The sequence below is a fragment of the Bacillus alveayuensis genome (assembly GCA_030812955.1).
Lineage (GTDB): Bacteria > Bacillota > Bacilli > Bacillales > Aeribacillaceae > Bacillus_CB > Bacillus_CB alveayuensis.
This window is the reverse complement of sequence record JAUSTR010000010.1, coordinates 1-14,117: the sequence shown is the minus strand read 5'-3', so window position 1 is coordinate 14,117 and position 14,117 is coordinate 1. Positions and strand designations below refer to the sequence as shown.

Below are 14,117 nucleotides of genomic sequence, written 5' to 3'. Positions count from 1 at the left end.
TCCCATTATGTGATAGGAAAACCGCCTTGTTCTATCTTGGCGGTTTTCAAGTATCATGAAGAAACGGAGGTATGTTAATGGCAACGAACCGATTAGTAGCAAACTTGCTCATTCATGAATTAATCGAACAATCAGCAGCAGCCTATAAAGACCGTGTTGCTTTTATCGAGGGAAACGACCGCTATTCTTTTCAAGAAATAGATCAATTATCATTACGGTTAGCGAAGCATTTTTTGCAGCTCGGGTTAAAAAAAGGTGATGCTATATCTGTTCAACTTCCTAATTCTTTCGAGTTTGTTGTAGCACATTTAGCAGCTGCTAGAATAGGACTTATTTTTAATCCGCTAAGCCCGAACTACCGCAAACAAGAATTATCCTATATGTTAGCCCATTGTGAATCGAAAGCATTCATAACGATGGAAAGCTGGAAAGGCTTTAACTATGAAAAACTAGCTTTTGAATTGCAAGATCAATTGAAAGATTTGCAGCATATTATAGTGGCAGGGGAGAATAAGGATGATCGCAGCATTCAGCTTTCCTCTTTGCTTGATTCAGAACCTGAATCGGTGTCTGAGCAAGATGTACACGATAATTTGCCGACTTCAGAGGATCCGTGCCTCATCTTATTTACATCAGGGACGGAGTCTAATCCGAAAGCTGTTCTCCATACGTTTCAGACATTTGTTCCGTGCCATTTGCAAAATGGAAAGGAGTATCAAGTAACCGATAAAGATACGATTTTATGTCTGACCCCTTTATGTCATATGTTTTCACTACCAATGATTATCATTGGTCTTAAATTTGGGGCAAAACATTTCCTTTATAAACATTATCATCCAGACGAAATCATTGATTTGCTCAGAAAAGAACACGTTTCTTTTTTAATCGCGGCCCCTGCTCATTTAATCGATCTGTTAAGACAATGTGAAAACAAAAATGTAAGCGGTTTAAATCTGCGGTTTATTTTAACTGGAGGAACAAAAATACCAGCGAAAATGGTTCAAGATTTAAGAGCGATCTTAAAATGTGATGTAGGTGCACAATGGGGAATGAGTGAAATTTGTGCGGGAACCTTTACACGTCCCGGGGAGGAAGCGTCATTAGCATGGGAGACTGTTGGAAGAGCAGCACCAGTAGGTGAAGTCAAAATTCTTGACGATGCTCAAAAGCCCCTTCCAACCGGTGAAATAGGCGAGATTGCTTTTAAAGGGGACAGTTTATTTATTGAGTATTATAAAAATCCACTTGCAACAGAGCATTCGTTCACGAAAGACGGTTATTTTTTAACGGGGGATCAAGGGTGGCTTGATGAAAAAGGATATCTTCATTTCGTAGGGCGGACAAAGGATACGATTAATCGCGGCGGATTGAAATATCATGCCTCTGAAATTGAAGAAGCTCTGCAAATGCATCCGAAAATCAACCAAGTGGCCATTGTCAGTGTTCCCGACCCTCGTTTAGGTGAAAGGGGATGTGCGTTTGTTTCCTTAAGAGATGATGAACAAATCGATTTGGAAGAAATAAAAGAGTATCTCCTTGAGAAGGGATTTGCAAAATATAAATTACCAGAACATTTAGTCATTAAAGATAAGTTGCCGACTACTCCATCTGGAAAAATCTCGAAAGGAATGGTTCGGAAAGAAGCTTTAACGATCCATAAACAATAAAACGGATTTTCATAGGTTTCTCAGATTAAAAGAACAGCTGTCTCGAAAAAGGCCTTAAAAATATTCCTTTTTCGAGACAGCTTCTTCATTTATGATTGTAATGTGAAAAAATCGATCATTCGAGATCGTGTGTCTTTTCTTTTATTATTCCTTAAAGCCAAAAATAGCGGATATTTCTTTTCCTTTCCTTAGTAAATATTGACTCAGCTCATTTTCGACTGTATGAGGGATGGATTTTTCAAATCCGACGACGATAATACTTCCTAATAATTCTTTTTCAAAATTAAAAATTGGGATTGCACATGAAGAAATATTTGGGGCTAGTGCTTCATTGGCGAAAGAGATGTTATCTTTCTTAATTTTTTCAAATTCTATAGTTAATTGTTTTTGCGTTTTTTCATCAAGCTTTGATAATTCTTCTTTTATCCAAGATTTTGTGCTAGGGTGCTGCATAAATGTGGCAAAGATCTTACCTGCGGCTGATGAAATCGGGAGAATCGTTCCAACTTGCCCGCCTAAATTCAATCCTAGATGGCTATGAATCATTTTTACAATCATCGGACCATTCGTTGTCCAAACGGTCAGTAATGTTGTCTCCTTTAATTTCATATTGATTTCATGCAAAAAAGGCGTAACCTTGCTTATTAAATCTTCTTGGTTAATGGCTGCCATTCCGTACTGAATCAATGTACTCCCTAGGGAATAGTAGCCGTTTTCTTTATCTCGGTAAAGGATTCCGAGGTTTGTCAATGTATTTAAATATTTATATAAATTACTTTTTGCTATTTTCGTATCGGAGTGAATATCATTAAATTTCATGGGACTTCCGTTTTTAGCAATACGATCAATGATGGAAAACCCTACAAGAAGTGACTGAATTTGCGTATGCTTTTTATTTTCTTCCATTGCTAAAACCATCCTTCAACAAACACTGTAATATTGCTCCGTTTAAATAATTGTAGCATTTAAAACAGAATTTTTCTATTATTTCGAACAATATTTTCGATTTAGGGTGTTTCCAAAATGCATTGAACATATTAGCCGTAACAATGCGAACAATTTGTCGTAATATCGTTGATTTCTCTATGCGAATTTTTTTATTTCGTGTATAATCTATGTTGTTACAACAATTACATATAAAAAACAGGTGCTGACAGTGTTTGCTGTCGCTTAAAAGGGAAGTTGGTGAAAATCCAACGCGGTCCCGCCACTGTAATTGGGAGCGACTCGGAATTGCCACTGTATGATTGTATACGGGAAGGCCCGGGAAGCGATGATCATAAGCCAGGAGACCTGCCTGTTTTTTACACCACAAGCCCTACGAGGATAGGGAGGTGTATGAGAAAACGCAAATTGTATACATATAGCTTTTAAGCGTTTTTTAGTACATCTCCTATCTTTCAAGGGAGATGTTTTTTATTTTATAGAAACTATTAGGGGGGAAGAAAATGAAGAAGTTTTCAGTTTTATTGGCATCTTTTCTATTATTAATAGGAGTATTAGTAGGTTGTAGTGGTGCAAATACGGACGAGTCGAAGGAAGAGAACACAACACAACAATCGAGTGCATTTCCAGTAACGGTGAAAGATGCTTTAGGGAATGAGATAACAATTGAAAAAGAGCCTGAGCGAATTGTTTCTTTAATACCAAGCAATACAGAAATTGCTTTTGAACTTGGACTTGGAGACAAAATGGTAGGTGTATCAGATTTCGATAATTATCCTGAAGAAGTGAACAATATTGAAAAAATTGGTGGCCAAGAGTTTAATGTCGAGAAAATTTTATCTTTAAACCCTGATCTAGTATTAGCACATCAATCAGGTGCTCATAATGCGGAAGAAGGATTAAATCAGCTTCGCGATGCCGGAGTTCCTGTATTTGTTGTAAAGGAAGCTGCATCTTTCGACCAAGTTTATGAAACAATTCAAACGATAGGGAAAATTACGGGAACGAATAATCAAGCAAGCGAGATTGTCCAAATGATGAAAACAAAAGTGGATGAGATTGAGCAAAAGGCAGCGGAAATTGCTGAAGAAGAGCAAATGAAGGTGTTTATGGAAGTTTCAGGAGCACCGACGCTATATACAGCAGGAAAAGGAACGTTTATGGATGAAATGTTAACTATTATCAATGCGAAAAACATCATTGAAGAAGAAGGATGGCCGCAAGTAACAGAAGAAGCGGTTATTAAGGCAGATCCTGATGTTATTATCACAACATACGGATATTATGTTCCGGATGCAACTGAACAAATATTAAATCGTGATGGCTGGGACAATGTATCTGCTGTTCAAAATAAACGCGTTTATGATGTGAATTCCGACCTTGTGAGCCGCCCAGGTCCAAGATTAATTGAAGGAGTCGAAGAACTTGCAAAGGCTGTCTATCCAGAAATCTTCGATCAGTAAGCGTACAATAGCCTATCTATTTGTCACTAGTTTTTCCATTTTTGCCTTTTTAGCTAGTGTGTCAATTGGTACGTTTCAAATCCCGGTTTTATCCATTTTAGATATTTTGGCACATGCGTTATTTCATACAGAATTACATGAAACAACAAATCCGATGATGGAAAACATTGTCCTTGATATTCGTTTGCCGAGAGTTATGTTGGCGGGTCTTGTTGGAGCTTCTTTAGCTTTGGCAGGAGCCGCTTTTCAAGGATTATTACAAAATCCGCTTGCAGACCCTTATACGTTAGGGATTTCTTCTGGTGCATCTTTAGGGGCTGTATTCGTTTTATTTTTCGGGGTTCAACTCCCATTGTTAGGGAACTTGACACTTCCACTTGTCAGCATTTTTACAGGCTTTTTGACCATCATTGCTGTGTTAATGTTTTCGAGGTTTGTAGAAAGATCCATGAAAATGGAAACGATTATTTTAACAGGAATTATTATGAGTTCATTTCTTGGCTCGATCATTTCACTCATGATTGCCTTAACAGGAGAAGAATTAAGACAAATTATTCATTGGCTTTTAGGCAGTGTGTCGATGCGTGGATGGGACTATATTTATTTATTTCTTCCGTTTTTTATAATTGGAACGATTTTATTAATTTTCCATGGAAATGAATTAAATGCGTTATCCTTTGGGGAAGAAAAGGCCCATTATTTAGGGGTTGATGTGCGCAAAAAGAAACTCTCTATACTAATAGCTGCTTCCATTTTAACGGGAGCTGCAGTCGCTGTATCTGGGACGATTGGGTTTGTTGGACTTGTCATACCTCATTTGAACCGACTTTTATGGGGACCTGACCATCGGGATTTACTTCCTTTATCTTTACTCTTTGGAGCTGGTTTTTTAATATTGGCGGACCTTGTATCGCGTACCATTATTTCTCCAACCGAACTACCAATTGGTGTGATCACCGCATTGATTGGGGCACCGATTTTTGCTTTGATTTTAACTAGACAACGGTTAGAAAGAAGAGGATAGCATGCTAACGGTCAAAAATGTATCAGGTGGCTATCATGGCGTTTCGATCATTGAAAATGTATCCTTTCATGTAAAAGCAGGAGAGCTTTTCGGTATTTTAGGGCCAAATGGAAGTGGGAAGACAACTTTGCTGAAATTGATAAGCGGTGTTTTACCACTGAAGGAAGGAACGATTATGTTGGATGGTTTGCCGCTTTCATCCTATTCTCCAAAAAAGCTCGCTCAAAAAGTCTCGGTATTGCCACAAATGACGGCGCAAGCTTTTGACTACACTGTAAAAGAAACAGTTTCCCTTGGGCGCTACCCATTTCAAAAAGGTTTATTTAAACAATGGACACAACAAGATGAAGAAATTGTTCAAGAAGTGATGAAACAAACGAATATTTTCCATTTGGCGCAAAAATCGATGCATGAAATTAGCGGCGGGGAAAAGCAAAGGGTTTTTTTAGCCCAAGCATTAGCCCAGCAGCCGAAAGTCTTATTGTTGGATGAACCGACCAATCATTTAGATATTTCCCATCAAAAAAATTTACTTGATCAATTAAAATGGTGGTCCAAAAAATTTGGCTTAACTGTTGTTTCCATTTTTCATGACTTGAATTTAGCAAGTTTATATTGTGACCAAATATTATTATTATCCAACGGAAAGGTAAAAGCACTTGATCAACCTAACCATGTGCTAGAAGAAGAAGTTATTAAACAAGTATATGAAGCGACGATTAAAAAACAGCCTCATCCAGAGCTGCCTCGTCCACAATTGATGCTTTCGTCAATTGAACAAAAAGAACATGAATGGTTCATTCAACGAAAAGATATTAAAATAACGAATGAAATCATCTCGTATTGTGCCCCTATACCGTTAAAAACTTTGTCATCTGCTGTCATAGGGGCTGGTTTTGGCTGGTATACAACCTTTATAAACCGTCATGTGCCAAAAGATTATCATTGTGATGATGTACAAGCAGAAATGGAACAATTTTTACTCAAGCATGGTTTTCATCCAAAAGAAACGGTTGGGATGATGACAGCGGCAAAATTAGAGGATGTAGCGATAAGAGAAATGAATGAAGGAAATGCTTCGATTGTCGTTGTCGTAACAGCTGGCGTTAGCAATGCTGTTGATGTTTCCAAAAGCTTTAAGCATGAAGTTCTATTTCATCCAGGGACGATTAACACATGGATATTGATCAATGGCACGTTATCGGATGAAGCTTATATTCAAGCGATTATGACAGCAACCGAAGCGAAAACAAAAGCGATGCATGATGAAAATATTATCGACAATGTGACGAAAACGATTGCAACAGGGACATCGACAGATAGTATCCTCGTTGCGGCTATCCAGCAAGGAGAAATCATTCCATATGCTGGGCCCATCACAACGCTTGGGAAAATCATCGGAAAAGGTGTATATGAATGTACGAAAGAAGCGATCCAAACCTATAAGAAAAGATGGGATTTTCATGATTAATCATCTTCTTTCCATTGTCATCGCATTTTTTCTTGATAAATGGATGGGTGATCCTCGGAATGTACCACATCCTGTAAGAATGATGGGAAGAGTGATTTCGTTTCTAGATCGCCAATGGAATCAAGGAAAATATCTTAAATTAAAAGGATTATTTATGATTTTGACAGCTAGTGCTTTCTTTGTAGTGATGACATTCACGATTGTTCAATATGCTTATTCGGTTCATCTCGTCTTTGGTATTTTCATAGAAGCTATCATTCTTTCGTTTATGATCGCTGAAAAAAGCTTAAAAGAAGCGGCGTATGACGTGTATCAACCACTAATAAAGGGAGATTTACATGAAGCACGAAAAAAACTCTCCTGGATTGTTGGCCGTGATACAGAAGACTTGCCAGAAAGTGAAATTGTTCGTGGGACAGTAGAAACAGTTGCTGAAAATACGAGTGATGCCGTCACAGCGCCGCTTTTTTGGTCACTTATTGGAGGAGCACCGTTAGCTGTTTTGTACCGAGTGGTCAATACAGCGGATGCGATGGTTGGATATAAAAATGAAAAATATCAACATTTCGGCTTTGCATCAGCTAAACTAGATGACTTCTTCAATTGGGTCCCAAGTCGGTTAACCGCTGCTATCATGATTTTGGCTAATGCTACATTATTAAAGGTTCGTCTAAAAATGTGCATTCACATTGTTTTAAGGGATGCGAAAAAACATCCAAGTCCAAACAGCGGTTTTCCTGAATCAGCAATGGCAGCCTTGCTCGGTGTTCAGCTTGGCGGGGTGAATAAATATAAAGGAATCATTTCGAACAGAGCCAAGCTTGGTGACCGTATTTTTCCTTTAAAAGCCGATCATATTGAGCAATCGATACTCATTATGTTGCGTACAAACTTGTTGTTTGTTGTCATGTTAATGATTGGAGGTGTGATCGTTGAAGCTGCCGTCTCATGGGTCCAATCCATTTTATTTATATGAATCTCTTCAAATACCTTTACTAGAAAAACAAAAACGGATTGATTTTAGTGTGAATATAAATCCATTTGGGCCGCCTCCAATGATCCGAGAAAAATGGCAGTCGTATTATATTAGTATTGAAGATTATCCAGATCCATATTGTTTACAATTAAAAGAATTGATTTCTAAAAAAGAACATGTAAAGGAAAAGGAAATTTTCATTGGAAACGGTGCGAGTGAAATTATTTTTATCCTTGCAAGTGCGTTGCTAAAAAATAAGAAGGTATTAATCGTTGAACCTACTTTTTCGGAATATCAAAAGGCTTGTGAAATGTTTGGGTGCCAAGTTTCATCTTTTTTATTAGAAAGTGAAAAGAACTGGGAGCTATATGCCGATGAACTGCTGAATGCGATTCATGAAGTTGAGGCCATTTTTATTTGTCACCCACATAATCCAACAGGTAAGGCGTTTCAAGAAAAAGAGCTATATCAAATCCTAAAGGAAGCGGCAAAACAAAATACTTTCGTGATCATCGATGAAGCCTTTTATGATTTTTCTACTCAAAATCATTCAATGGTCCAATATCTTCAAAAATTTCCGAACCTCATCATTTTACGTTCATTGACGAAAATGTTTGCGATTGCCGGAATTCGGTTAGGGTATGCACTTGGTCATGAAGCAGTTTTGGAAAAGCTGAAAAAGTATCAGCCGGAATGGAGTGTCAATGCCATTGCCCAAAAGATAGGAGCGTTATGCCTAAAAGATGATGAACATGTTAAACGTACACAACAATGGATGGAAAAAGAGAGAAATCGAGTCTCAAATGAACTTCGTAAACTTGGTTTTGACGTATCGGATAGTCAAGTGAATTTTTATTTGTTAAATGAACCTGAGAAGCAGGATTTAAAAGAACTGATAGTGTTTTTGCTAAAGCATGGCATTGTCCCGCGACATACATACAATTTTCGTGGTTTGGAAGGTCGTTATTTACGACTAGCGATTAAAAAGAGAGAAGAAAATGACCGATTATTGGAAGTATTACAGAAATGGAGGAAAATATGCTCGTATTTGTGACTGGTGGTGTAAGGAGCGGAAAAAGTTCGTGGGCAGAACAGTACGTCAGGAAAGCAAGTCGAAATGAAAAGAACATCCATTATGTGGCAACGGCGGTTCAAACCGATGATGAAATGAAAAAAAGAATTTTGGATCATCAAAAAAGAAGAGAAACAAGTAAAGCGAAATGGGTAAATTGGGAAAAGCCTAGAGATATTAAGAGCTTAGCTAGTCATTTTTCAGGAAGTGAAATTGTTTTACTCGATTGTTTAACGAATTTAGTCAACAATGAATTGTTTTTCGGTGTTGAAAATGGCGATGAACGATGGAAAGATGCAAATCATCACCAATATGTATTCCAATCGATTCAACAAGGAATAGAAAAATTATACGAGAGGACATCTCTTTTCGTCATCGTCTCCAATGAAGTTGTTTACGACTCCTTCAACAATGAAGTTCTTTTCGCTTATATGAAACTACTTGGAAAGTGCCATCAATGGATCGTACAAAAAGCGGATATTGCCGTAAAAATGGAGTTTGGGGTACCTGTGTTTATGAAAGGAAAGTGAGATTATGAAGGGGATTATGCTGCAAGGAACGTCATCTGATGCTGGAAAAAGCTTTATTGCTACAGCGTTTTGTGCTTTATTTCGCCAATTAGGCTACAAAGTAGCGCCATTTAAATCGCAAAATATGTCGAACAATTCTTATGTAACGATTGATGGAAAAGAGATTGGTCGAGCACAAGGGATACAAGCAGAAGCAGCAGGTGTGAATGCATCAGTCTATATGAATCCTATTTTATTAAAACCGCGAAATGATCGACGGGCAGAAGTCGTCCTTTTTGGTGAAAGTTATGAAACGTATGAAGGCAGGGAGTACCGGGAAAGGTTTTACGAAATCGGCCTAGAAGCGATACAAACATCTCTCCTAAAGCTTAAAGAACACCATGATTTCCTTGTGATTGAAGGAGCTGGAAGCCCAGTTGAAATTAATTTAAATGACCGTGAACTTGTGAATATGAAGGTGGCAGAATTGGCTGATGTACCTGTGATTTTAGTAGCGGATATTGAGCGGGGCGGTGTTTTTGCCAATATTGTCGGGACGTTACAGCTCTTATCAAAGGAAGAGCGAAAACGCGTGAAAGGCATCATCATCAATAAATTTCGTGGGGATTTATCTTTATTTGAAAATGGTGTTGAATGGCTTGAAGACAAAACAGGTGTCAAAGTGTTAGGCGTTGTACCTTATTTACCTCATCATATGATTGATAGTGAAGACTCTTTATCAATTCGCTCAAGGTTTTTACAAAAGGAAGAAAAAGAAATTGATATCGCGGTATTGCGATTACCGTATATTTCGAATTACACAGATGTTGAACCTTTTTTGTTTGAAGACGATGTTTCAATCCGATTTGTTGAACATCCAAATCAATTTGGACAACCAGATGCTTTCATCATTCCGGGTACAAAAAGCACGATTTCAGATTTACATTGGATTAAAGAGTTGAAGCTTGACCAAACGATTCAACAATATGAGAGAAGCGGCGGCACGATCATCGGAATTTGCGGCGGGTATCAAATGTTGTCCGAAACGTTATTCGATGAAGCAGGATCTGATACAGGACAAAAAGGGTTTAAAGTGTCTGGTCTTTATTTACTTCCAGCTGTGACAACCTTTCTTCCAAAGAAACAGACGATTCGAAGTAAAGGGGTCATGCATCATCAATCCGGATTTTCTGGCCTCGAAGTGGATGGCTATGAAATTCATTTAGGAACAACAGTCGTTCAATATGATGATGCCGTATCCCCATTGATCATAACGGAAAATGGAATAGACGGGGCTTCATATGATAGCGGCCGTATAATCGGCACTTATTTTCATCATATTTTTGAAAATGATCCATTTCGTACACAATGGTTAAATCGCCTGCGAAACAAAAAAGGACTTCCAATAAAAGAGATCGTTCAAGTTAAACAAGAGAAGGCGGACCAATTTGACCGATTAGCGAATTATGTGAAAGAACATCTGGATATTGATTACTTAATGGAACTTATTGAATCATGGGAGAAGAACGAAGATGGCATGGTTAAAGGCAATCGTTGATGGTTTCTTGCTTTCCATTCAATTTTTTTCTGTTATACCTATTCGAAAAGAAATTTCAATCGATAAAAAACGTTTAAAAAATGCGATTTTAACTTTTCCACTTTTAGGCGCAGCAATTGGAATTTCAGCTAGCTTATTTTTATGGGTGTTTTATAGCTTTACACCTCTATCACAGTTTGCGATCTCCATTCTTTTCTTTTTTTATTTCATTTTCATCACAGGTGGCATTCATTTAGATGGCTGGACCGATACGAGTGATGCTTATTTTTCGTACCGGGATCAAACACGCAGACTTGAAATTATGAAAGACCCGCGTGTTGGAACATTTGGTGTGTTATCATTGTTAAGTTTACTCATGTTTCGGTTTTTATTTATTTTTGAGTTTGTACAATCTTTGTCTGGAAAGGATTATTTCGTGATAGCGATCATCCCTATTTTTTCTAGAATTCTAATGGGAACACTGCTAATTTATGGTCCAGGGATGGCCAAAAAAGAAGGCTTAGGCTTTTTCTTTTCAGAAGCTTTATCGAAAAAGGATGGATGGATATATTTCCTATACGTAATCATCTTACTTGTTTCTTCGATTTTCATAGCTAAAGAAGTTGCTTTTATAATCTCGGTATTTTTATTCGTTTTTATCATCCTTTATTATTTCGCTACCTTTACGTTTAAACATGCGTTTGGTGGTTTAACAGGAGATACTTTAGGGGCTTCCATAGAAGGGACGGAAACGATGTTATGGTTGATCGTGTGGTTATTACATTCATACGCCATGGTTTGACGAGAGAAAATCAAGAAAAACGATATATTGGTTGGTCCAATCCATCCTTAAGTGAACAAGGGATTCGCGAATTAAAGTCAAAAGTTTACCCAAAATCGCCAGACCGTTTATTTTCAAGTGATTTAAATCGCTGTATAGAAACAGCTAATATCATTTACCCACATCTAAAACCAATCCTTTTGAAAGAACTTAGAGAAATGAATTTTGGTGATTTTGAAGGGAAAACATTTGAAGATTTAAGAGATGATATCCAATACGAACAATGGTTAAACGATCCGTTTCAGATTCCACCTCCAAATGGAGAAAGTTATGCCTCATTTAAAAAGAGAATTCACAACGGTTGGAGCAGAATACTTGAGGCTTTCCAAGACCCTTCCATTAAACAAATTGTTTGTGTGGCACACGGTGGCTCCATTCGTGAATTGTTCACACAATTTGGTCCAAGTGATCAAGGCTTTTGGGATTATTCGATTAAACATGGAGATGTACTTTCGTTAGTAGGTGATCGGGAAGAAGTAAGGAGGATGTATCGGTGCACTTTGTTACAGGTGGGGCCTTTAATGGAAAAAGAAAATGGGTGAAAGCGTTTTATCAGTTAAATGAAAAAAACGATTATGTATGGATTTCAGCTTACGAGAAAAACGGGGCGCAAATGGAATGGAAAGCAGTCGATTCTTTTCAAACGATAACGGTCATTGAAGGAGTAGAACAATTTTTATATAAATGGTCAAATCAAACGAATTGGCGAGAGAAATGGCACGACGTTTTCAAAAGTTGGGAAAAATGGGAACTTGAAAATCCAATGCGAAAGCTTGTGGTCATTGGAACAGATATTACAAAAGGGGTTGTGCCGTTAGATGAACGAAATCGAAATTGGCGTGATATGACAGGCTGGTGCTATCAAGATTTGGTGAGTCATTCGAAACGAGTGGATGTGATTTGGTACGGAATCAATGAACGACTTAAATAAAGGCTGTTTTCGTAAACTTTGTTGCTTTTCGACTGTCTATGAACCGAAAAAAGCACGTGGCCGGACAAATCACATTTGTCCGACCATCGACAGTTGTTCGGTTCACGTCACGCTACACGCGTGACGTAGCCCAAGTGTTTCGCTTGCTTGACAGTCGAAAAGCTATCGTATAGTAAAGCAACAATCTTTTAGAAAAGAGCCTAAATAAAAAATTTTAACGATCATGGGGAGGAAGAAACATGAAAAAATATACGTACATGGTGATGTTGATCGCTATATCAGTTGTTGGGGGTATGATAAAAGTTCCAGCCATAGTAGGAAGTGTCGCACTCGATTCATTTCCAGCTCTTCTTGCTTCGATTTTATTAGGGCCCGTCCAAGGAGGGATTGTTGCTTTTTTAGGTCATTTCGCTTCTTCATTCGTTGCCGGTTTTCCATTAGGGGTTTTCCATTTGGTTATTGCCTTGGAAATGTTAATCATACTATTCGTCTTTGGACATTTATACAAAAAGTTCCATAAGTTTGTGGCATATGGTTTTGTCATCATCGCAAATGCTTTCATCGCTCCACTTCCCTTTTATTTTCTAATGGGAAAAGCCTTTTTCGTCACAATTGTCCCAGCCCTTCTTGTTAGCACGCTTATAAACGTAGCCATTGCTAGCTTGCTTTCATCGAAACTCATACTCGCACTAGCAAAACAAAAAGGTGAAAAGCTGTCATGAGGGATGTATTAATACTTCCTTTTTCACAGGAAGAAAGGCTCGTGATTGCCTCAGATAATTCCGGAGCGGTGGGTGAAAAAGAACATGATCTCGTGAAAGTAGACTATGAAACGGTTGCTTATTTTTCTTTAAGGGTGGCGATGATGGAATGTATGGCTGTTGGCGCAAAACCTGTTGCAATTGTCATTCAAAACTTTGTTGGGGAGGGAGAATGGAAACGATTTAAAAAAGGAGCTCATCAATTGTTTCAAGAGCTTCAAATCGATCCTATACCGATTACAGGGAGTACAGAAAGCAATTTTTCGGTGATGCAGTCGGCTATTGGCTTTATCGTGATCGGACGGCTTCACGTATCAAAAAAGAAATTTGGAATAACACTAAAACAGGCGAAATATGCGGTGATTGGTGAGCCGTTAGTTGGACATGAAGTGTTAGAAAAAAGAGAAAAAGTCGCTCCATTATCATTGTTCAAATCACTTGTTAACCATCCGAAAATATATGAAATCGTCCCTATTGGGTCAAAAGGTATTTATTATGAGTTAGAACAACTTTTGAAAAATAACCATATTCAGATTGGAAATGTTTCGAGTCCTCTCGATATCGATAAATCAGCTGGCCCAGCAACATGTTTTCTCATTTCCTACGATTTAAAAGGAGAAAGAGAAATACGTGATCTATCAGGAGAATATTTTCATCCGATCGAAAACAATTTGTTCTATTAAAGAAACCCTAAGATGAATTTTTAGGGTTTCTTTTTTCATGTCATGTTCACCAGAAAATAGAACTTTTTTCAGATAACTTTATTATTATAAAAAATATTCAGAATTTTAATTAAAGTATATAATAATAGTAGAAAAAGGCTTTAAGGAGCATTCCTGTTAGAAGTTTTTTCGGGGACTTGAATAAAAAAAGCCCTCTTGGTATGATTCGGGGGTGTCAATCGCACGAATTGACCCCTA

General features: G+C 37.8%; 14 protein-coding genes and 1 riboswitch. Of the genes, 13 read left to right on the top strand and 1 reads right to left on the bottom strand.

Annotated features, from left to right (window positions below; genetic code table 11):
- The first annotated feature begins 77 nt into the window (after positions 1-77).
- Positions 78-1,667 carry a class I adenylate-forming enzyme family protein gene (locus tag J2S06_RS10875; protein WP_044747548.1) on the top strand — a complete coding sequence of 530 codons (1,590 nt, stop codon included), beginning with the start codon at positions 78-80 and terminating at the stop codon, positions 1,665-1,667.
- 144 nt (positions 1,668-1,811) lie between these two features.
- Here the strand turns inward: J2S06_RS10875 and J2S06_RS10870 are convergent, their stop codons facing one another.
- Positions 1,812-2,573 (bottom strand): IclR family transcriptional regulator, encoded by a 762-nt coding sequence (locus tag J2S06_RS10870; RefSeq protein WP_044747549.1) that lies wholly within the window; start codon positions 2,571-2,573, stop codon positions 1,812-1,814.
- A gap of 222 nt (positions 2,574-2,795) precedes the next feature.
- Positions 2,796-2,982: riboswitch (cobalamin riboswitch) on the top strand.
- 133 nt (positions 2,983-3,115) lie between these two features.
- Here J2S06_RS10870 and J2S06_RS10865 point away from each other — a divergent pair.
- The 12 genes from J2S06_RS10865 to J2S06_RS10810 all read left to right on the top strand — a co-directional run bounded on the left by J2S06_RS10865 (position 3,116) and on the right by J2S06_RS10810 (position 13,880).
- Entirely contained in the window at positions 3,116-4,075 is a 960-nt protein-coding gene (locus J2S06_RS10865; protein WP_044747550.1) for an ABC transporter substrate-binding protein, read from the top strand.
- Positions 4,038-5,099 carry a FecCD family ABC transporter permease gene (locus tag J2S06_RS10860; protein ID WP_419152297.1) on the top strand — a complete coding sequence of 354 codons (1,062 nt, stop codon included), beginning with the start codon at positions 4,038-4,040 and terminating at the stop codon, positions 5,097-5,099. The genes J2S06_RS10865 and J2S06_RS10860 overlap by 38 nt, the downstream gene beginning before the upstream one ends.
- Before the next feature lies 1 nt (position 5,100).
- A complete protein-coding gene (locus J2S06_RS10855; RefSeq protein WP_419152296.1) occupies positions 5,101-6,570 on the top strand; it encodes an adenosylcobinamide amidohydrolase in 1,470 nt (489 codons plus the stop codon).
- A complete protein-coding gene (gene cbiB, locus J2S06_RS10850) occupies positions 6,563-7,546 on the top strand; it encodes an adenosylcobinamide-phosphate synthase CbiB (protein WP_419152295.1) in 984 nt (327 codons plus the stop codon). Before J2S06_RS10855 ends, cbiB begins: the two co-directional genes overlap by 8 nt.
- Positions 7,503-8,600, top strand: a complete 1,098-nt coding sequence (gene cobD / locus J2S06_RS10845; protein WP_419152294.1) for a threonine-phosphate decarboxylase CobD — start codon at positions 7,503-7,505, stop codon at positions 8,598-8,600. The genes cbiB and cobD overlap by 44 nt, the downstream gene beginning before the upstream one ends.
- Positions 8,585-9,148, top strand: a complete 564-nt coding sequence (locus J2S06_RS10840; protein WP_419152293.1) for a bifunctional adenosylcobinamide kinase/adenosylcobinamide-phosphate guanylyltransferase — start codon at positions 8,585-8,587, stop codon at positions 9,146-9,148. Before cobD ends, J2S06_RS10840 begins: the two co-directional genes overlap by 16 nt.
- Before the next feature lie 4 nt (positions 9,149-9,152).
- Positions 9,153-10,685: a cobyric acid synthase gene (locus J2S06_RS10835; protein ID WP_419152292.1), complete on the top strand. Its 1,533-nt coding sequence runs from the start codon at positions 9,153-9,155 to the stop codon at positions 10,683-10,685.
- A complete protein-coding gene (cobS, locus tag J2S06_RS10830; RefSeq protein ID WP_044747557.1) occupies positions 10,660-11,466 on the top strand; it encodes an adenosylcobinamide-GDP ribazoletransferase in 807 nt (268 codons plus the stop codon). Before J2S06_RS10835 ends, cobS begins: the two co-directional genes overlap by 26 nt.
- Positions 11,424-12,047, top strand: coding sequence for a histidine phosphatase family protein (locus tag J2S06_RS10825; protein WP_044747558.1), 624 nt, complete (start codon positions 11,424-11,426; stop codon positions 12,045-12,047). Before cobS ends, J2S06_RS10825 begins: the two co-directional genes overlap by 43 nt.
- On the top strand, positions 11,999-12,436 hold the full coding sequence (locus J2S06_RS10820) for a bifunctional adenosylcobinamide kinase/adenosylcobinamide-phosphate guanylyltransferase (protein ID WP_419152291.1): 438 nt from the start codon (positions 11,999-12,001) through the stop codon (positions 12,434-12,436). Before J2S06_RS10825 ends, J2S06_RS10820 begins: the two co-directional genes overlap by 49 nt.
- A gap of 239 nt (positions 12,437-12,675) precedes the next feature.
- Positions 12,676-13,158, top strand: coding sequence for an ECF transporter S component (locus tag J2S06_RS10815; protein ID WP_044747560.1), 483 nt, complete (start codon positions 12,676-12,678; stop codon positions 13,156-13,158).
- On the top strand, positions 13,155-13,880 hold the full coding sequence (locus J2S06_RS10810) for an ATPase (protein WP_419152290.1): 726 nt from the start codon (positions 13,155-13,157) through the stop codon (positions 13,878-13,880). Before J2S06_RS10815 ends, J2S06_RS10810 begins: the two co-directional genes overlap by 4 nt.
- The last annotated feature ends 237 nt before the right edge of the window (positions 13,881-14,117 follow it).

Excerpts from the sequence above, each read along its gene's own strand:
- J2S06_RS10865 (WP_044747550.1), top strand. The coding sequence starts at position 3,116 with ATGAAGAAGTTTTCAGTTTTATTGGCATCTTTTCTATTATTAATAGGA.
- J2S06_RS10810 (WP_419152290.1), top strand. The coding sequence starts at position 13,155 with ATGAGGGATGTATTAATACTTCCTTTTTCACAGGAAGAAAGGCTCGTG.
- J2S06_RS10855 (WP_419152296.1), top strand. The coding sequence starts at position 5,101 with ATGCTAACGGTCAAAAATGTATCAGGTGGCTATCATGGCGTTTCGATC.
- J2S06_RS10870 (WP_044747549.1), bottom strand. The coding sequence starts at position 2,573 with ATGGAAGAAAATAAAAAGCATACGCAAATTCAGTCACTTCTTGTAGGG.
- cobS (WP_044747557.1), top strand. The coding sequence starts at position 10,660 with ATGGCATGGTTAAAGGCAATCGTTGATGGTTTCTTGCTTTCCATTCAA.
- cbiB (WP_419152295.1), top strand. The coding sequence starts at position 6,563 with ATGATTAATCATCTTCTTTCCATTGTCATCGCATTTTTTCTTGATAAA.
- J2S06_RS10825 (WP_044747558.1), top strand. The coding sequence starts at position 11,424 with ATGGTTGATCGTGTGGTTATTACATTCATACGCCATGGTTTGACGAGA.
- J2S06_RS10835 (WP_419152292.1), top strand. The coding sequence starts at position 9,153 with ATGAAGGGGATTATGCTGCAAGGAACGTCATCTGATGCTGGAAAAAGC.
- J2S06_RS10840 (WP_419152293.1), top strand. The coding sequence starts at position 8,585 with ATGCTCGTATTTGTGACTGGTGGTGTAAGGAGCGGAAAAAGTTCGTGG.
- J2S06_RS10875 (WP_044747548.1), top strand. The coding sequence starts at position 78 with ATGGCAACGAACCGATTAGTAGCAAACTTGCTCATTCATGAATTAATC.
- J2S06_RS10815 (WP_044747560.1), top strand. The coding sequence starts at position 12,676 with ATGAAAAAATATACGTACATGGTGATGTTGATCGCTATATCAGTTGTT.